The organism is Mucilaginibacter sp. (assembly GCF_028288225.1).
GTDB lineage: Bacteria > Bacteroidota > Bacteroidia > Sphingobacteriales > Sphingobacteriaceae > Mucilaginibacter.
In genome coordinates this window covers 26,337-44,199 of record NZ_JAQBOC010000007.1, presented here as the reverse complement: position 1 = coordinate 44,199, position 17,863 = coordinate 26,337, and the positions used below count along the sequence as shown (strand labels likewise).

General features: G+C 43.2%; 17 protein-coding genes and 1 tRNA gene. 11 read left to right on the top strand and 7 right to left on the bottom strand.

Translation table 11 applies throughout. The annotated features are described in order from the left end of the window. The first annotated feature begins 37 nt into the window (after window positions 1–37). The 4 genes from JWQ54_RS01995 (at window position 38) to JWQ54_RS01980 (ending at window position 4,909) form a co-directional block, all read left to right on the top strand. A complete protein-coding gene (locus tag JWQ54_RS01995) occupies window positions 38–1,528 on the top strand; it encodes a SusD/RagB family nutrient-binding outer membrane lipoprotein (RefSeq protein ID WP_299579412.1) in 1,491 nt (496 codons plus the stop codon). Window positions 1,529–1,629: 101 nt separating this feature from the next. Then, the gene (locus JWQ54_RS01990) at window positions 1,630–2,490 is read left to right on the top strand and encodes a DUF4361 domain-containing protein (RefSeq protein WP_299579409.1); all 861 of its coding nucleotides are present in this window, start codon (window positions 1,630–1,632) and stop codon (window positions 2,488–2,490) included. Window positions 2,491–2,709: 219 nt separating this feature from the next. Then, complete coding sequence (locus JWQ54_RS01985) at window positions 2,710–3,687, top strand: carboxypeptidase-like regulatory domain-containing protein (RefSeq protein ID WP_299579406.1); 978 nt, start codon at window positions 2,710–2,712, stop codon at window positions 3,685–3,687. Between the two features lie 214 nt (window positions 3,688–3,901). Next, the gene (locus JWQ54_RS01980) at window positions 3,902–4,909 is read left to right on the top strand and encodes a hypothetical protein (RefSeq protein ID WP_299579403.1); all 1,008 of its coding nucleotides are present in this window, start codon (window positions 3,902–3,904) and stop codon (window positions 4,907–4,909) included. A gap of 378 nt (window positions 4,910–5,287) precedes the next feature. Here JWQ54_RS01980 and JWQ54_RS01975 read toward each other — a convergent pair whose 3' ends face one another. From JWQ54_RS01975 to JWQ54_RS01960, 4 genes are all read right to left on the bottom strand, one after another. Beyond that, window positions 5,288–5,584, bottom strand: coding sequence for a DUF6520 family protein (locus tag JWQ54_RS01975; protein WP_299579400.1), 297 nt, complete (start codon window positions 5,582–5,584; stop codon window positions 5,288–5,290). A gap of 52 nt (window positions 5,585–5,636) precedes the next feature. Continuing rightward, the gene (locus JWQ54_RS01970; protein ID WP_299579397.1) at window positions 5,637–6,113 is read right to left on the bottom strand and encodes a MauE/DoxX family redox-associated membrane protein; all 477 of its coding nucleotides are present in this window, start codon (window positions 6,111–6,113) and stop codon (window positions 5,637–5,639) included. Between the two features lie 108 nt (window positions 6,114–6,221). Further along, on the bottom strand, window positions 6,222–6,788 hold the full coding sequence (locus JWQ54_RS01965) for a Crp/Fnr family transcriptional regulator (RefSeq protein WP_299579394.1): 567 nt from the start codon (window positions 6,786–6,788) through the stop codon (window positions 6,222–6,224). A 190-nt stretch (window positions 6,789–6,978) separates the two neighbouring features. Continuing rightward, window positions 6,979–7,386: a DoxX family protein gene (locus JWQ54_RS01960; protein ID WP_299579391.1), complete on the bottom strand. Its 408-nt coding sequence runs from the start codon at window positions 7,384–7,386 to the stop codon at window positions 6,979–6,981. A 168-nt stretch (window positions 7,387–7,554) separates the two neighbouring features. On the opposite strand from JWQ54_RS01960, the gene JWQ54_RS01955 reads away from it, so the two are divergent. After that, window positions 7,555–7,755: a hypothetical protein gene (locus JWQ54_RS01955; RefSeq protein WP_299579388.1), complete on the top strand. Its 201-nt coding sequence runs from the start codon at window positions 7,555–7,557 to the stop codon at window positions 7,753–7,755. 57 nt (window positions 7,756–7,812) lie between these two features. On the opposite strand, the gene JWQ54_RS01950 is transcribed toward JWQ54_RS01955, so the two are convergent. Then, a complete protein-coding gene (locus JWQ54_RS01950) occupies window positions 7,813–8,760 on the bottom strand; it encodes an LD-carboxypeptidase (protein WP_299579385.1) in 948 nt (315 codons plus the stop codon). Window positions 8,761–8,943: 183 nt separating this feature from the next. On the opposite strand from JWQ54_RS01950, the gene metG reads away from it, so the two are divergent. After that, on the top strand, window positions 8,944–11,013 hold the full coding sequence (gene metG, locus JWQ54_RS01945) for a methionine--tRNA ligase (RefSeq protein ID WP_299579382.1): 2,070 nt from the start codon (window positions 8,944–8,946) through the stop codon (window positions 11,011–11,013). Between the two features lie 151 nt (window positions 11,014–11,164). Next, window positions 11,165–11,236, top strand: a tRNA-Arg gene (locus tag JWQ54_RS01940). Window positions 11,237–11,505: 269 nt separating this feature from the next. Here JWQ54_RS01940 and JWQ54_RS01935 read toward each other — a convergent pair. Beyond that, the gene (locus JWQ54_RS01935; RefSeq protein ID WP_299579379.1) at window positions 11,506–11,874 is read right to left on the bottom strand and encodes a helix-turn-helix domain-containing protein; all 369 of its coding nucleotides are present in this window, start codon (window positions 11,872–11,874) and stop codon (window positions 11,506–11,508) included. 199 nt (window positions 11,875–12,073) lie between these two features. Here JWQ54_RS01935 and JWQ54_RS01930 point away from each other — a divergent pair, with 199 nt between their 5' ends. From JWQ54_RS01930 to JWQ54_RS01915, 4 genes are all read left to right on the top strand, one after another. Beyond that, window positions 12,074–12,925: an SDR family NAD(P)-dependent oxidoreductase gene (locus JWQ54_RS01930; RefSeq protein WP_299579376.1), complete on the top strand. Its 852-nt coding sequence runs from the start codon at window positions 12,074–12,076 to the stop codon at window positions 12,923–12,925. 465 nt (window positions 12,926–13,390) lie between these two features. After that, window positions 13,391–15,859 (top strand): hypothetical protein, encoded by a 2,469-nt coding sequence (locus JWQ54_RS01925; RefSeq protein ID WP_299579373.1) that lies wholly within the window; start codon window positions 13,391–13,393, stop codon window positions 15,857–15,859. Window positions 15,860–16,257: 398 nt separating this feature from the next. Beyond that, window positions 16,258–16,461, top strand: coding sequence for a hypothetical protein (locus tag JWQ54_RS01920; RefSeq protein WP_299579370.1), 204 nt, complete (start codon window positions 16,258–16,260; stop codon window positions 16,459–16,461). Between the two features lie 127 nt (window positions 16,462–16,588). Continuing rightward, window positions 16,589–17,179: a glycoside hydrolase family 19 protein gene (locus tag JWQ54_RS01915; protein ID WP_299579367.1), complete on the top strand. Its 591-nt coding sequence runs from the start codon at window positions 16,589–16,591 to the stop codon at window positions 17,177–17,179. A 134-nt stretch (window positions 17,180–17,313) separates the two neighbouring features. Here the strand turns inward: JWQ54_RS01915 and JWQ54_RS01910 are convergent, their stop codons facing one another. After that, the gene (locus tag JWQ54_RS01910) at window positions 17,314–17,862 is read right to left on the bottom strand and encodes a hypothetical protein (RefSeq protein ID WP_299579364.1); all 549 of its coding nucleotides are present in this window, start codon (window positions 17,860–17,862) and stop codon (window positions 17,314–17,316) included. Between the last annotated feature and the right edge of the window lies 1 nt (window position 17,863).

Sequence of the window (17,863 nt, the reverse complement as noted above, 5' to 3'; positions counted from 1 at the left end):
AGGTTTAGATTGTTAAATAAATTAGATATTTAAAAAAATGAAAAAGATATATATATATACACTTGCAACGCTTACCTTATGGGGAGCCGCGAGTTGTAAAAAACCAAATGATTTTGGGAAAACGAACATTGACCCCGGAGCAACTAGTACACCGGTTGTGTCGGCATTGCTGGCAAGCGCAGAATTGAGCGTAGCCAACTATGCATCAACCAATGCTTATTCAATAAATAGTGGCTATTATGCACAGTATTTTTCTGAATCTCAATATCCCGGCACTTCGTTATATACTAACCCGCAAACAGATTTTACAGGTACTTATAACGGTACGCTGTATGATTTACAGAACGTTATTAACTTAAACCAGGATAAAAACTCAGTAGCAGTTGCAAAAATTTTGCAATCATACGTATTCTGGGTACTTACTGATAGTTTTGGCGATGTTCCTTATAGTCAGGCATTGCTGGGTATTAAGTCTATCACTCCTGCCTATGATAAACAAGAGGATATTTATAAAGGCTTGTTAACTACATTAACCGCTGCAGTGGCATCAATGGACGGTGGAACTGTACCGGGAGACCTGTACTACGGTGGCAGTGCGGCTAAATGGAAAAAAATGGCAAACTCTTTAAAATTGCTTATTGCTATCCAGGCATCACGGGCTCCAGGTAATGACTTTGCTAAAGCAGCATTTGTTGAAGCGTCAGCTTCAGCTTTGATCACCGACAATGCAGATAACTTTACCTTAGTTTACCCGGGCGGCGGTTCATACAACTCACCATGGTACAACCTGTACAATGGCAGAACTGACGTTGGTGAAAGTAAAACCATGACTGACATGACAGCAACTTTGAATGACGGCCGTACGGTTCCTTTCGGCGGCTCATTTTCTGATCCTAAGCAAACAACCGGTGGTATAGAGACATCAAACATAGGTATCCCGGCTGGACTTGACCGTACCCCGGTTTTAGCTTTCATAACTGCTAACCCTACCTGGGCGCTTGTTTTAAGAGCTGATTACCGTACCAATGGTGCAGGTGAAACAGTTCCTGTTATTACAGCTTCTGAAGTTTTATTGGCCCTTGCAGAAGGTGCCAATATTGGTTGGATCCCTGTTACAAACATGGTTACTAATTACCAGGATGGTATTAAGAGATCATTTGAGCAATGGGGTGTTGATGCTCCACCGGCGGGCTATTTCACTAACGCGAAGGTTGCTATTTCAGCAGCAGCAACCGGGTACAAAACAACAAATGGGGTTAACATTGCTGTTCAACAATGGATCGCATCATATCCTAACGGTCATATGGCATGGAATGTATGGCGTAAAACAAGTTCACCTGCGCTTGTACCAACGACGTATGCGTCAAATACATCAAAGCAAATTGTTAGAAGGTTTACTTATGCCATTGCTGAGAGCACCACTAACCCTAATGGCGTTAAGGCAGCGGTAGCAAGAGAAACAGGACTTAACCCAGGTACTGACTCCCAGGATAACCTTGTATGGTGGGATCCGGGATTAGGAAAGTAAGTAAAAAGCATTGAGATAGATATATGTGAAACTATCACAGGCAGGTATAACATATTGATACGAACCTGTGATAGTTTAAAAAACATTTAAAAAATAAAAAAATGAAAAAGAAATTTTTACAATATATGTTTCTTGGTTGCTCGCTGATGTTAATTTTCAGCTCGTGCCGTAAAGATGCGTTTGACAATACCACAGAAACTGGTCAATCAGGAAAATCCTATGTTTACATAGACGGAGGCCCGGTAAAGGCCCAGTATTTCCAGCCTTTTACAACTGTTGTACCTGTAAACATGTTTATTCTTAGAAGAGATGCTGCAAATACTGCAGATAATCAAAAAGCAATTACGGTTACAATAAAATCGTTGTCAATTGATGATTATAACGCTGCTAACAGTACAACCTACACCGCAATTCCTGCTGCGTTAGCTACACAGGCTACTGACGCGACTATTACCACTGCTGCAGACGGAATAACTATGAACTTCGCAGCAGGTGTTTTTGCAAAAAACTATGTGCTTAATGTTGACGGATCGCAATTTGATCCTTCAAAGAAATATGCTTTATATTTAGCAATTACAAACTTTGGCGGCATGAGTAAAAAGGTTGGAACGGATACAATTCTTTGTGTATTGGGCGTTAAAAATAAATACGACGGTACATATCATGCTTCCGGTACTAGGATCCACCCTACATTAGGTACGTTTACGTTTGATTATGACGTGGAAATGACTACTTCGGGCGCTACTTCGATAAACGGCCCGGCGTTGGCAGATTTACATGCTGATTTAAGCCTGACTGTGAATCCGGACAATACTGTTACCCCATCAAGTACAGCTCAGACTGTGTTCGTTCCGGCTGGTTTAACCAACACATATGATCCTGCAACCAAAACTTTCGATCTTCATTTTGCATACAATACGGGTGCACCACGAATTTTGAACGTGAAACTGGTAAAACAATAAAAATTGAGTGAATTTTTATATAAAGGGCCTGATATTATCGGGCCCTTTTTTGTAGCTCTTTTTTGCATTATTTTCACTGCAAAAACACTTCTGATTTTTTTCTTTTATATTTTTTGTATCAAAATTTTACAGCCATTTTATCGTTATATGCTTAATAAACAGTAATTTATTTGTTTAAGGCGTGATTTAAACAGGTTATTTTAAAGCAATCTCATCCGTATGAAAATCATCAACTTTTTCTTTTACATGCTATTGTTGTGTACAACCTGTTTTAGTCAAACCATATCAATAACCGGAACTATAAAAGATCAACAGGGGCAGCCCGTACCACTTGCATTTGTTCGGGATGGACAACACTTTTATGCCACTTTTGCTGATTCGACAGGTGCGTTTATTTTAATGGCTGACCCCGCATCATCACTTATTGCAATTGCGCCAGGTTATAGCGATGCCAATGTTAAAATAGACGGTAAAAGAAGCATAGCTGTTGTAATGACAAAGGGCGGTAGCTCTTCTGCCGGAAATTCAAACACTTCGGCTTCTTCCTCACAAACACAAAACATCATTGATTTTTTGAACAGCCAGCCTGTGTCTAACCAAACTGGTTATTCGCAAAAGGTTCAGGAAGGATTTAACCAGGAACCTACAAGAGGCAGCCGCTACCTGTTTAACAATTGGGTACACGGCTTTGCAACCGGTACGGGCGATTCATTGCTTTATGACGCAAATAACTTGTATAACTACGATAAGATGGATGGGGATATTTTATTTACCCGCGATAAGGTTTCTGTGTTCAGGATTGACAAGGCCCACATTAAAACTATCAGCCTTTATACCGGCGAACCATACCCGCTTACATTTGAAAATGCGCCGGCTGTATATAATAAACCCTTTGTGCAGGTGTTGGTTAGCTCACCAAAATACAGGGTATACAAAAGAACTGAAACTAAACTGGTGAGAGCCAATTTTCATACAGACGGAGTTATTGAGTCAGGACATAAGTATGATGAGTATACTGATGAGGCAAAATATTACTTTGTTAAGCTTCCTGACGGGCAGCCACAATCCATTTCTCTCAAAAAAAGCACGATAAAAAAATTATTTGGCGGCGATGCTGATAAATTTATAGCTGCACATGGCGGAAAGGATATCGACGACTCGTATTTAAGAGATCTCAATTATAATTTAAGTCAGTAAAAAAAATGATTTATCGCCTTTGCCATTAATTGCAACTCTCTTGACGATAATAAGCTTAACAGGTAATTTTATAAAATTTTAATTACATACCTGCAATAACTTTGTAACAATTTTTTTACCGAGTAATTATGCAGATGCCTTTTTAATCCTATAATAGGACCTTTATTAGAATTAAATTTTTTACCTTTAATATTTAAACTTTATCAGACACAATATGAAATTTTTTATTCCCGGGGGACTATTTTTACTTATAAGCTCTTTTACTTTTGGGCAAACGGTTGTTGTTAGCGGAACTGTAAATAACGAAGGGGGGCAGCCCGTTCCTTACGCTTTTGTACGTGATGTGCAGCACAACTATGCAACTTACGCTGATTCGACAGGCACATTCATGCTTAATGCCGACCCTGCGTCATCGTTGCAGATAATGGCGGGTAATTATAAGAACACAACAATTAAGCTTGATAATAAAACAAATGTAAAAGTGGTGTTGCCCGCTGGCACTGCTGCCGAAGGCGTAGTACCACTTAATTCAAGTGATCCAAATGCTTCTGCAAGAACTCCTTTTATAACAAACAGGCAGTTATTTATCACCCGGAATGCGGTTAACGCCGGTGGCGCAGGTTTTGGGGGAAGTGATGTTACTATTGTTAAAGAAGGCTTTAATGTTGAGCCTACGCGGGGAAGTCGTTATTTATATGACGACTGGATGCCGGGTTTCGGTATCAGTAAAAAAGATTCACTTGTAGTTGAAACAACCAACATGTACAATTATGATAAATTGAACGGGAATATTATGTACACAAACGACGGCAAGTCAATGGCCTCGGTATCTATACAACAAATAAAAAGCTTTAGCCTGTATGACAAAAAGGGGCATGCACATGTTTATGAAAATGCACCTTTAATAAATGGAAAGCCTTTTGTAGAAGTTTTATTGGCAACTCCCAGATACAAGATCTATAAAAAAGTAGATACTAAACTTAATCGTGCTGATTTTCATACCGACGGCGTACTTGAAATGGGGCATAAATATGACGAATATGTTGATATAGACCGTTATTACTTTGTAGGCGCAGATAGTAAGCCTCAGTCGATTTCACTTAAAAAGACCACACTAAAGAAACTATTAGCGGGAGATGCCGATGTATTTATTGCTTCACAGGGTTCAAGAGATGTTGACGAGGATTATGTAAGGGATTTGGGAAGTAGTTTAAGTAAATAATAAAGGATTAAATAACAAAGCCGACTATTTGGCCGGCTTTGTTATTTAACTTGTATTTTAATTAATTCATATCCTAAGTTCCATTGCATGAGAAGGAAGTGTGATCGGCCCTGGTAATTGTTCCTACTACAAAACTTACTGGAGAACAATATAGGTATAGTTATTGCCCCACTGAATCAATTGATTGTTAATGATGGATATGTAACGGACTTGGGAAGTTGCTTGAGCAAATAACTTAAAGTATTGAATATTGATAATAAAACAAGCCGGGTTTTAAACCTGGCTTGTTTTATTTTATAAAAGGGACATAGCATTATGCCACATAAATACAGCCACACCACTTTATCAAATGGCTTATTGAGATAATATTTTACTGAATCAAAATGTAGTTTTATTAATATAGATTTGCAGAAGATTACCGTCTTGATCTGTAGCCCTGGCACAAGGAGCTTGATCACCTGAACAGCCATAATAAGCTTTAGCTTGCGGAACTGTTGCATTAGTAAGCGTGTATCCCCCAATAGTAACTGATCCATCGTGATTTTGCTGTACCCAATTATAGGAAGGCGGCTTTTTATTGCTGCTATCATAATTGGTATAAGCATTGCTTGCAAACGCCGTTGCGATACCAATTGTTAATGCCAGGGCCATTAAATTTGCTTTAAAAAATTTCATAATTTTAATTTGATATAATGAATAATCCGTTTTAGGGTAACGGTGCACCCCTCTAGTATGTATGCGAAAGATCTTGCAAGTGGCTATGGTTATCTGCTGGGCCTTCTCTTAAAACATTTTGTTTTTTACAAAAAACAATGCCGATAATACAAAGCACAATAAAGGCTCCGTTAAAAAATAAATGTTGTTTCCAGCCCATAAAAGAAATAATTCCCCCGCATGAACAAGGTAAATTTAAACCTGAAATTAACATTGTTGAGATATATATCTCAAAGGATATTAAAAGAAACAGAGATGCGAATAAACCCCAGAGACGAAATTTTTTTGTTAACAACGCAACAACTATTAGTAATTCAGCTAATATTACAAGTATACCAATGAAAGGCGCTAAAGGAATTATATAAGGTACAGGAGCAAGCCTCATCTGAAAAACGAATTTATCATATTCAAGCAACTTGCTTGTTGCTGTATAGGTAAATAGTATAATTAATAATACAGAGATAACTTCTACTGGTTTAATATTTTTCATAGCGGCATGTATCAGGAATAAAATTACGACAATTACCAGTTGCTATTTGTGATAAAAGTCACAATTGAATTAGCTAATTATCACAATTTAATTGTTGGTTAACGTGACTTAATCCTTCGAAATCATCCGGCTTAATGTTTCCCGGCTCATGTTAAGGTAGGAGGCAATTATTTTTAAAGGGACTTTTTGAAAAACTGCACGGTTATGTTTCCTAAGCTCCTGGAACCGCTGTTCTGCGCTTAAAGTAATTAATCTTTGTTTTTGGTTTTCCTCATCATGGTATTGGTTCAAAATGGTTTTAACCAGTACAGATGCCTCAGGAAATGTAATTAAAAGGCTGCGCAGGTCATCATATCTCAGCGATACTAAGGTAGATTCTTCCATTATTTCGGTATAGTAATAAGCAGGCTGGCTCCAGTAGCCCCGGTATGATAAAAGGATATCATTTGATCCCCAGAATTTTACCGTATGATCCTGCCCAAGCTCATCATAATAATAATTCCTGGCAAAACCTTTCTCAATAAAACACAGCCTGTTCTCTAATTGGCCGGGTGAGAATAAAATTTGGCGGGGTTTATAGCTTTCTTCTTCCAATAGCTTATAAAGGTTTTCCTTTAACGAAATGGATAACGATGCGATACCTGATAAATGAGCAATAAAATTATTTTTATTCATAAAACACACACAATGTAATCCTGGATTAATTTAATGTGATGTTTCCCGGTAAAGATTTATCAGTTGTACAATGCGATTTCATATTGTGGATTTAGGTTAGTTAAGTATTAACCTAAAATTACAAAATCGATTCTGCATTACAAAAACAAATATTGGTTTAAATAAAAATTAAGCTATTGGGCAACTTTTACTATTTCTTATCCACGCTATACCTGCCCGGCCCTACAAATAGCAATCCCGCAAACATAATAGCATCTTCAATAGCATGCGATGCACCCATCAAACCCTCGCCTTTGCCAAATTGAGATAATGCGGCTACTACCAAATTTATAACCAGTAGCAGGCATACGGGCCTGAAAGCCAGCCCCAGGATCAATAAAAAACCGCCGAATGTTTCAGTTACTGCGCATAAAAGGCCCCAAACAACCGGAAGAAAATGGATGCCTGCATATTTTGTTGAGCCACCCAGTTGCTCCCACATTGATACGCCGCCAAGTAACTTGGGATAGCCATGAAAAATAAACATTATGCCGAGGCCAACCCTGATGATTAGCAGGCCAAAGTTTTTGTAGTTACCTAAATTGCCAAATAGTGCCATGATTTACGAATGTAGAAATTAAAGCATCACAGGCAAAATAATTTACTACTTAAGTGTTGCTTAATTAATGCACAAAGCAAGTATTTAAAATTGATTTGGATTATTATTTAGCATTGATTAAATTTATCGTAATGCTCTTATTTGTATTACAATCTAAATTATCACATTATGGAAAAGCTCACAAAAAAAGAAATGAAATTAGTAACCGGTGGTGTAGGTATAAAGTACGTATGGCATTGCCGTGATACACCCAGTTTGCCGTATATGACAGCAGGCACATGTTCCAGTAACGACCCTGCGGTTTTTTGCGGAGAATACTCTTGCATAAATTCTGGTGTAGAATGTACAGGTGGCGAGTTTTGCCCTTAATTTAATTGTTTTCCGGTATAAGAACCGTCTTAAATTTAATAGTTAAGATGGTTCTTTTTAAAGATATTTTAGCGTTGCATAATCATGGGTCACGGATAAACCCAGCATTTTACCTAATACCAGGCTGCAGTTATCAGGCACATGCCCTGCCGGGAAATCAAAGCATACCGGGTAATTATAATCTTTCACCACATCCATAACAATTTCAGGCACAGTTTGGCCGAAGGGGATGTCGTTGTCCTTTATATCGGTAAACCCGCCGACAATCAAGCCTTTAAGCTGCTGCAGCTTTCCGGCACGTTTAAGCGTGCGCAGCATCCGGTCAATGGAGTACAAATACTCGCTTATATCTTCAATAAACAAGATCTTGCCAGCATAATCAGGATCCGAAACCGACCCTGATGCAGAAAGCAGGATGGATAAATTACCACCCATTAACAAACCTTCACCCTCTCCTTTGCGGTTTAAGGGATTGGGTTCAAGCTGGTAGCTGATCTCTTCGCCAAACAGGGCTTTTCTTAAAGTATCCAATGAACGGGCAGATGCATCGGGAATGGTCATAGGCATTTGCCCATGAATGCCGGGAGCGTTAAAGTTGGCTAACAAATGGCAATGCAGCAAAGTAATATCACTAAAGCCAACCACCCACTTGGGGTTTTTTGCAAAGCGGCTAAAATCCACCATATCTATCATTCTTACTGTTCCATAACCACCGCGCGCAGCAATAATGGCCTTAATGCTATCGTCATCAATAAAACGCTGCAAATCTTTAGCCCTGAAAGCATCATCCCCTGCAAACTGGTGGTAAGAGGCATTCACAGTATCGCCCAAAACAACTTCCAGGCCCCATGATTGTAATAGTTTTACAGCATCCGTCATAGGGTTAGGTAATTTCTTTGCCGGGCAGGTGACGGCAATTTTGTCGCCTGCTTTTAAGTAAGAAGGAAGTCCGGAAGTCTGAAAGTCCGGAAGTCCGGAAGAAGCTGTGTTTGGCGGTTTATCCATGTTGTTTATAGTTAGAAAGAAACTGCAAGTTATACATTATGCCTAAACCCTGAAAGGGCGAAATACGCCAGCGCAGGTCGAAGGCCTGCACGCTATAGGTATCATTTGCACGCCTAACAAATCGTCTTCCGGACTTTACTGACTTTCGGACTTTCCCGACTAAAAAAGTATCTTTGCAAAATAATGTCGAAGCTTAATAAATTTAAACGGTTCACAGTTACTTCTGCGCTGCCTTATGCCAATGGTCCGCTGCATATCGGGCACCTGGCCGGTGCTTATTTGCCTGCCGATATTTTTGTACGTTACCTGCGCCTTAAACATAAAGATGTAGTGTACATTTGCGGATCAGACGAGCATGGCGCCGCTATAACCATAAAAGCCAAAAAGGAAAATACCACCCCGCAGGCTATAATTGATAAATATCACAACCAGATAAAAAACAGCTTTGAAGAGTTCGGGATCTCCTTTGATATTTATCACCGTACATCATCGCCAATCCATCATGACCTTTCGCAGGAATTTTTTCTGAATCTGTATGAAAAGGATGAGTTTGTTGAGAAATTTTCAGAGCAATATTTTGATGAGGATTACCAGCAATTTTTAGCTGACCGTTATATCATCGGCACCTGCCCTAACTGCAGCAATCCAAACGCCTATGGCGACCAGTGCGAAAATTGCGGCACATCATTAAGTCCAACCGACCTGATAAACCCGGTATCAACCTTAAGTGGTAAAACCCCTATTTTAAAGCCTACCAAGCATTGGTATTTACCGCTTGATAAGTACCAGCCATGGCTTGAAAAGTGGATTGATACCAAAGAAGGCGACTGGAAGGTAAATGTATTCGGGCAGTGTAAATCATGGCTTAAATCAGGCCTGCAGCCCCGCTCCATGACCCGCGACCTTGACTGGGGGATAGATGTGCCGTTAGAGGAGGCAAAAGGCAAAAAGCTTTATGTTTGGATGGATGCGCCGATAGGCTATATCTCGGCCACCAAACAATGGGCAATTGATAATGGTAAGGATTGGAAGCTGTATTGGAAAAAACAGGAGAACGAAGCCGATGAAGCCTGCCTGCTGCACTTTATAGGTAAGGATAATATTGTGTTCCATTGCATTATTTTCCCGTCTATATTGCATGCACATGGTGAATATATTTTGCCGCAAAATGTGCCCGCTAATGAGTTTTTAAACCTGGAGGGGGATAAGCTCTCTACGTCGCGCAACCACGCTGTATGGTTGCATGAATACCTGGAAGAGTTTCCGGGCAAGCAGGATGAGCTGCGTTATGTGCTAACCTCCATACTGCCCGAAACAAGCGACAGCGAATTTACCTGGAAAGATTACCAGGCCCGCGTAAATAATGAACTGGTTGCCATTTTAGGTAATTATGTAAACCGGGTGATGATACTGATGCACAAATTTTATGACGGCAAAATAGAAAGCGATACCGGCAAAATTGTGCTTAAAGATAAACACCTTGATGCTGAGCTTGGCCGTTTTTATGACGAGATAGAAGTTAACCTGGAAGCATACAAATTCAGGCAGGCGCTGCAAAGTGTAATGGACATAGCCCGTTTAGGCAACCGTTACCTTACAGAAAACGAGCCCTGGAAAACTATAAAAACCAGCCCGGAGCAAGCTAAAGAAACACTGCATAATAGTTTGATATTGATTGGTCATTTGGCAACCTGCCTGCAGCCGTTTTTACCTGCTACAGTTAAAAAGATAGTTGGTATGCTTAACCTGCCATTTGGCGCAATTGCTTTTGACAAGGAGATGGCATTTGAGAACGGGCACCAGCTCAATCCATCGGCATTGTTGTTTGAGAAGGTTGAGGACGAGGTAATAGACGCGCAGATTCAGAAGCTGCTGGACAAAAAAGCAGCAACCGCACCACCACAACCCGCTATAGTGCCGGCAAAAGAGAACATCAGTTTTGAAGAGTTTGTTGCGATGGACATTCGCACAGCCACCATTATTACTGCTGAAAAAGTAGCCAAAACAAAAAAGCTGCTGAAGCTGAGCATTGATACCGGCATTGACGTACGCACCATAGTATCAGGAATAGCAGAATATTTTGAGCCCGAAGCTATAATAGGCCAAAAGGTAAGTGTGCTGGTAAACCTGGAGCCCCGTGAAATAAAGGGAATTCTTTCGCAAGGAATGATCCTGATGGCCGAGAACGCCGATGGCAAGCTGAGCTTTGTTTCACCATTGGATGAGATGCATAATGGATCGGTGGTGAGATGATTTTTTGATGTGCAGATGTGCGAATATGCAGATGTGCGGATGAAGCACAAATGTTTTTGACAAATCAGCTATAATTCGCACCTTTGCAAAAATTCCGGGGAATAGAAATCGTTAATTCCGAAATCGAAAATCCGAAATCCGAAATAAAACAGGTCCCGTAGTTCAACGGATAGAATAGGAGTTTCCTAAACTCTAGATATGAGTTCGATTCTCGTCGGGACCACAGATAAAAGCAGTAAAAACAGCTAAAAGCCTGCAAATCCAATATTTGCAGGCTTTATTTTTTTGAAAAAATGAGTAAAATTCCAGGTTTTCCTGGATAAAAGATGAGTAATACGGGAGTTCTTTTCAAAAATACAACGTACTCACCAGAATTGACATAAGGTGCTGTCAATTAACATGTTTCATGTTTAAACATCTTGATTTGAGAGTGTTGCAAATATAGTTTTGTCATCCTTAAAAAGTAATATTATGACTACCAATTATAGCCGATTACGGGATAAACCGGATCATTTCCCGGTGCTGGGTGCCCCACTCATCTAAAGCATGAACGACGGTCCTGAGTGAACGACTGTAGGAAGTTAAAGCGTATTCGACGGCCAGCGGTGCTCCGTCATGGACGGTACGGGATACAAAGCAGTTAAGTTCTAACGCTTTCAGTTCATTGGAAAGGATACGGGCTGATATTCCGGAAATGCTTTTCTGCAGATCATTAAACCGCTTACTTCCATCGAATAGCATAACAATGATTTTAAGTTTCCATTTACCCCCGATGACATAAAGTGCATCATCGATAGCTTTTAGGCTCGGCCGGCAATTGGAAACTGGTGTATCTTCATCCTGGTTTGCTAAATCTTTCATGTTATCGGGTCTCTAATGCTGCCGGCGGATAACAGCCTGCCTTACAACGCAAAATTAATCATTATCCTGCATCGTCTTCATCATTACTGTGACAGGAATGTAAAAACAATAACATTCAGGTTAGTGCTTACCTTTTTGTTAGTGACGGAAATGTACGGGGCAGGTTACTGATTTTTGTACCAATTAATAATTGAAAAAAATGAACAAACAAATTATAGCCGTTGTAACCGGTGCCAGCAGAGGCGCTGGAAAAGGAATCGCGATTGCTCTTGGCGAAAAAGGTGCGGTCGTATACGTAACTGGAAGAAGTTCCGGTGAAGGAGATGAAATCTCAGGCTCAATAATTGACACCGCAAAAGCGGTAACTACCGCCGGTGGAAAAGGGATCGCGGTAATCGTCGATCATGCGGATGATAGTTCAGTGATCGCCTTATTCGAACAGGTTAAAAGGGAATATGGCAGATTGGACATTTTAGTAAATAATGCCGCCAATGCACATGATGACGTGGCCAAAACAATCCCTTTCTGGGAAAATTCACTAAAACCCCTGGACCTGCTTAACGTTGGCTTGCGTTCTCATTACGTCTCCAGTTATTACGCGGTTCCTTTGCTTTTTGCTAATGGAAAAGGCCTTATTGTTAATACCGGGCAGTATGCTGCGGTTGGGTATTTTCATGGTCCTGCCTATGGGGCTCAAAAAGCAGGAGCGGATAAAATGGCTGCAGATATGGCCAAAGAACTACGGTCTCATAACGTAGCAGCAGTGTCGGTATGGATGGGGTTTCTGGATACAGAAAGAGCGCGTGCTTATATATCCTCGTTGCCTGAAGATAAAAAGCCGACGACAAAACGGGAGTCGCCACAGTTTACAGGGCGGGTTGTCGCTGCACTTTATGAGTCTGATGAACTGTTAAATCTTTCAGGCCAGGCCCTGATCGGTGCAGAGCTTGGAGAACGATTTGGGGTTCTCGACGTAGATGGCAGTAAACCTGTTTCTTATCGGGAAACACTAGGCTGCCCGCCGGACTTACATCATACCTTAAAAAATTAAAAACTGAAAAAGTCATCTTTCTGAATGTAAGGTGGCTTTTTTTAATTTGACGGACCAAATACGACCGTAATTGAATGGCGGCCACCATAATTTGTTTCTACTTTTTGTTGCTAATTTGGTTAAAATTGACAAAATTTAACTATAGCATTTGCAACCAAAAACAACTGAAAATTTGGTGAGTCAGAAAGCAATTTTTACTACAAAAAACGCCAAAAACCGCGTTTAAAGCATATCAGAGGGGTTGCGTTCGATTCTCGTCGGGGACACAGATTGGTGTAATTAAAGCTTTAAAAGCCTGCAAATCATAGATTGTAGGCTTTTTCTTTGTGGATAAAACCACCAAAATTTATAATAATGGCTGAAATTAACTTGCGTCATTCGTGGCGCCTTTTATTTTAGCAAAAAAACTCTTACCTTATTTTTTCCTATCTTCCCTTCGACTTTTACACTCATAGTAACCTGACCATGATACAAACACAAACCAACGATCTTTCCGGACAACATAAACAAATTCCTCCTTTCGCAGAATGGCCCAATCTAACCTACGGTGCCCGCCTGCTGCCCGACGCTTTCGTGATCGATCTCCGGTTCGATACCGCTCCGTATTTCACCGAAGCGGGAACCGAAGGGCCCCCCATCGACACCGAAAAGGCCGCTATGGACCTTTACCGGTATTCCGAAGCCGAAGACGCTCTTTCCCACGCCCGTTACCTGTTATTGGCAGTGCCGGACGTTGCGGCCTGGGCCTCGGCCCACCATATCCTGTCTTTTGCCAGGGCCGTGCTGGATGCCTTCTACGCCATGCTCAACGACGGTAGTCGCCCTGAGCCCGTGACAAAGTCGATCAGTCTGCCTTCCGCCGCGCTGTCAAGCGAGCTCAAAGGGCTAAGGCCGCTCGCATTGTATCTTTGGGACAGGCCCTGGCGCCCGGATCCTTTCGGGCCAACGCCGACCAAGGGAAATCCGGGCTTTGAGCTGCCTTTCGGCGTCATTCCGGATGCGGAGCTCGAAGCATGGGTAACGGCATACGAAAACAAAACGCCCCACGTGAGAATGGGATGCTCGGAGAACAACGGACAGAAAATACTATGGCTGGTGCCATTCCGGGCGGTCGAAGATGGCTGTTGGCTCTCAGGCCCTGCGTTTTTTGGGCTGAGGCCCCTATCGGCTGCCTTGCAGTCGCGGGCGGATGTGCCTGTGCGGCAATACGTGAGCGGGCAATCGCTCTGGTCGCACGACACGGTCATCGGGAAGCGGTCAGTGAAGGACATCGACCTCAACGTCCTGGCCGGAAGCTTCGTCGAAGCGCTCGACCGGCATCCGTCCGATGCCGTCACTGCCGCGCGCCAGGCCGTTGCCAGCCAGCGTGCACGTCAGGAGCTCGCGACGCTTTTCACCGACACCGGACATGAAGCCCTGCTCGCACAAGCCCAATGGTGGCTGCAGGGGTGGCTTGAGGAAAAGTCCGGCCGTGCCAATACGCTGGTGGCCGTGCTCGTTGCGGAACTTGGTGGCGTTGAAGCTCCCGCGGGCATCGGACTGCTGGCGGAAGCCGTTCCGGTCGATGCCGGACAAATGCTTGCGGTGTCGCAGGGCTTTCTCAACTTCCGGGAAAACAAGACCTATTTCATCTCTGCCTGCTCGGCTGACACAGCCGACCGTGCTGACCATAAGGCGCTGCCGCTCGAGTGCAGCCTTCGGATCACGGGGGCCGCCAATCCGTTTTACCGGGAAGGCGACATCCGCCTCTGCCATCCCCTTACATTGCCGACTGGCAGCGGGCAGCTGCTGAAAGCCAGCGTTCCCGTCCTGCTTCAAACCCTGCCCATGCCGGCCCTCATCCTGGAACAGCAGGCGCTGGCTTCGGAAGGTGACGCTGCAGCCAATGCCGCGGCGAAGGTGCTCGAATCGAGACTGTGGGATTACCGCATCGCCTACGACCGCCAATCAGCCGTTCAGGACACCCTGATCGTGCGACTCGATACCGGCGATACGGGTGCATCCGTAATGAATGCTACGTCGAGACCCGACCTCCTCGACGCCCTGGTCGAATTCTCGGAAGCCTATGTGCAGCTGCGCACCGACCTGGAACAGGAAGACGTGATGCCACAGGCCCGCGAATCGTTCGAATGGCTGGCACTGAACGTATGCAATGCCTGGATGTATTGCACCCAAATGATGAAGATGAAACAGCAGGCGTCGTATTGCATCGCGGAAGCCGAAGGAGAAGATGGTACATTGCGCGTCGCCATCACCGGGGCCGAAGGGCCGGGCGTGCCGCAACTGTTACCACGTTACGAAGGCTACACTGCCGAAAGGACAGGCGAAGACTGGAGGTTCCGTTCCGACGCCACGCAGCGCTACCTGTCCTTTGCCGACCGCAACTGGCACTTGCGTAGCCTGGTTTTCGAAAAGCTGGATGTCCTCAGGGTCGAAAGCGCCCGCGCCGAACTGGCGCTCGAGCGCAACCTGCTGCCGGTCGACGGAAAGACACCGAACCCCGACTTCGCCCTTCGCACCGGGTTCGTGAGCCCGGGTGCCGCCGCCGCGCCTTTCCCGGCCGCACCGGATTCGATCGACATATCGGGTTTCGGCCAAACGGCGGCCAAACGCATCGAGGGGTTTTTCACCCGACTGTTCGGCGACACGACCGGCCGCTGGCTGCAGTTGACAGTCTCGTATAGTTATGAAGCCGGAGTCGGAATGCCGGTGACCATGCCGGTGTTGCTGTTACCGAAAGAGGCGTATGCCATAGGACTTGCCGCCAGGGTCGCCACCGCCATCGACGAATGGAAGCGGCGCCACATGCCCGACGAGCCCCAAAGCGGCGCGTTCTTCGAACTCGATCTGACCGTGTTCGGGGTGTTGGAGCAGAGGGGTGTTTTGAGGGTCAGAGGCTTGATGAATCATCTGCCCGCAACGCAACATGTATAGGCCTTAACATAGGTCGAGATCAATGCGCTCTAATCCGACAGTATTTTAGCTGTTCAAAACTGAACAGCTATTTGACCTCATATTAAAATTGTTCGACATTTATACTGTTGCCCACCCTAAACCGTATAATCAACGAGTGCGACAACACTAACACGGCTTCGGTGATTTGGAGTTTTTTATAAAATTTGCACCTTTAAGTAATTAATGAGATATAGTTCTTAATTTAAGATTTGTCGTATGAGCAGGCAATTATGTTGCCTAATTTGTATGAATTATAAATTTAATAGAGGCTTGCGTTATTCATGGCGGTCGTGTTTGCCAAAGCACATAACGTTCTGTAAAATAGCTGTTTGCCAGACAGGTTCAAGACTCGTCGGGCGAGGAATCGAACCTGAAAAATGGGACGAAAAACGCGGAAAACCCGTGAAAATATGGAGGAAGCAAGAAGTTTAAATGCCCATTTAGACAGTATCCTGGCGAAGCTGAAACGGATCCATACGCACCTGCTGGACAGCGAAGAAGAGATCACTGCCGAAACTCAGGTAATAGCGAGCAGCCTGTTAGCGCAAGGGCTGCAATCACATGAGCGAATAATGGGATAACTGCCGCTATCAGATAGGTTCGTTTGCTAATTACTTTAAAACTTACTAAGTCAAATTATTCATTTCCTCAAAAAATCCGCGCATTATTAAAATATATACACCATATTTAGAAATATTAATTCAACCAATGGCCGGATCAAAGCACTTTTACGATACTATACGCCCCGTATTATTTAACGGATCGATAAGCAGCAAACAATTCGAAGGAACAGAAGCTACATTAAAAGCTTGCGCGGACGGCGGGGTTACAGACCCCAGATCTGTTGCTTATATTTTAGCTACCGTATATCACGAATGTGCTAAAACCATGCAGCCAATTGAAGAGTATGGGAAAGGCGCTGCTTATGATTATGGTAAGCAGTTAAAAATGGGTGGTGGTAAAGGCAAGCGTGTAGCTTACGAAACACCTCCCCAGTTATATTATGGTCGCGGTTATGTACAATTGACCTGGTATGAAAATTATGAAGTGCAAGGCAAGCGCTTAGGGATAGATTTGTTAAACCATCCCGAATTGGCTTTGCAGCCCTCGGTAGCCGGCATTATCATGATTAATGGAATGATAAGAGGCGATTTTACAGGCCGTAAACTGGGCCAATTTTTTACGCCTACCTTAACTGATTACGTAGGCGCCCGGAAAATAATTAATGGGCAAGACAAAGCCGGGTTAATAGCTGGCTACGCGCATACTTTTTTTGCGGCACTGGCAGACCCGAAATAGTAAAGGACTTTGCGAGAGAGCCGGCGGGGTACCGACTTGAATTAGTAACATATAAAACGTTGCCCGATCGGGACATCTAAAGCTTATCGCACACGGGTGTAAAAGGCGCAATTCCGGCCCGGACGCAACTGGCGTCAGCTAAATAATCGCTCCGTCTTTAAGTGGTCTATTGCATCGGCTACGCTTACTTCGCCGGCTGCTACTTCTACTACAGGTACGGTGAACGTAGAAACAAGGTAGGTTATCATGGATAGCGATTCGCTTAAGATCAGGCCATTAGCAACTGCGGTTTTATTAGGCAGCATGATATTGTGCTTATAATACAAAAGGTTTAGTTCATCTAAAAAGCCAAAGCCAACTAAAGGCATTTTGGTATTTAACCTGGCTATCATTTCGTACATCGGCGGTTTTAACAGCGTGGGGAAATTATTTGACAGAGGTATAAAACACTGCAAAATGCTAACGTCGGTTAAATTAGTGCCGGGTACCGGTAAAAATGAAATTTCTGCGTTCCATAATGCCTGGTTATCGTCCTCGTCCGAATATATTTTTACAACAACCAAATGATAAGGGTTATTTTGGTCGGGAGGCTGTAACGCTGCATCCCAGCCATCTTCATCAAGATAGCGGTGTAATAATTCAAGCTGTTTTTTATGATCGTTGCTTGTGCCGGGATCTGCCATT

Bases quoted from the DNA above. Each gene is read 5' to 3' on its own strand.
- JWQ54_RS01985 (WP_299579406.1), top strand. From the start codon at position 2,710: ATGAAAATCATCAACTTTTTCTTTTACATGCTATTGTTGTGTACAACC.
- JWQ54_RS01955 (WP_299579388.1), top strand. From the start codon at position 7,555: ATGGAAAAGCTCACAAAAAAAGAAATGAAATTAGTAACCGGTGGTGTA.
- JWQ54_RS01965 (WP_299579394.1), bottom strand. From the start codon at position 6,788: ATGAATAAAAATAATTTTATTGCTCATTTATCAGGTATCGCATCGTTA.
- JWQ54_RS01920 (WP_299579370.1), top strand. From the start codon at position 16,258: ATGGGACGAAAAACGCGGAAAACCCGTGAAAATATGGAGGAAGCAAGA.
- JWQ54_RS01925 (WP_299579373.1), top strand. From the start codon at position 13,391: ATGATACAAACACAAACCAACGATCTTTCCGGACAACATAAACAAATT.
- JWQ54_RS01995 (WP_299579412.1), top strand. From the start codon at position 38: ATGAAAAAGATATATATATATACACTTGCAACGCTTACCTTATGGGGA.
- JWQ54_RS01935 (WP_299579379.1), bottom strand. From the start codon at position 11,874: ATGAAAGATTTAGCAAACCAGGATGAAGATACACCAGTTTCCAATTGC.
- JWQ54_RS01970 (WP_299579397.1), bottom strand. From the start codon at position 6,113: ATGAAAAATATTAAACCAGTAGAAGTTATCTCTGTATTATTAATTATA.
- JWQ54_RS01960 (WP_299579391.1), bottom strand. From the start codon at position 7,386: ATGGCACTATTTGGCAATTTAGGTAACTACAAAAACTTTGGCCTGCTA.
- JWQ54_RS01980 (WP_299579403.1), top strand. From the start codon at position 3,902: ATGAAATTTTTTATTCCCGGGGGACTATTTTTACTTATAAGCTCTTTT.
- JWQ54_RS01950 (WP_299579385.1), bottom strand. From the start codon at position 8,760: ATGGATAAACCGCCAAACACAGCTTCTTCCGGACTTCCGGACTTTCAG.
- JWQ54_RS01915 (WP_299579367.1), top strand. From the start codon at position 16,589: ATGGCCGGATCAAAGCACTTTTACGATACTATACGCCCCGTATTATTT.
- metG (WP_299579382.1), top strand. From the start codon at position 8,944: ATGTCGAAGCTTAATAAATTTAAACGGTTCACAGTTACTTCTGCGCTG.
- JWQ54_RS01990 (WP_299579409.1), top strand. From the start codon at position 1,630: ATGAAAAAGAAATTTTTACAATATATGTTTCTTGGTTGCTCGCTGATG.
- JWQ54_RS01930 (WP_299579376.1), top strand. From the start codon at position 12,074: ATGAACAAACAAATTATAGCCGTTGTAACCGGTGCCAGCAGAGGCGCT.
- JWQ54_RS01910 (WP_299579364.1), bottom strand. From the start codon at position 17,862: ATGGCAGATCCCGGCACAAGCAACGATCATAAAAAACAGCTTGAATTA.
- JWQ54_RS01975 (WP_299579400.1), bottom strand. From the start codon at position 5,584: ATGAAATTTTTTAAAGCAAATTTAATGGCCCTGGCATTAACAATTGGT.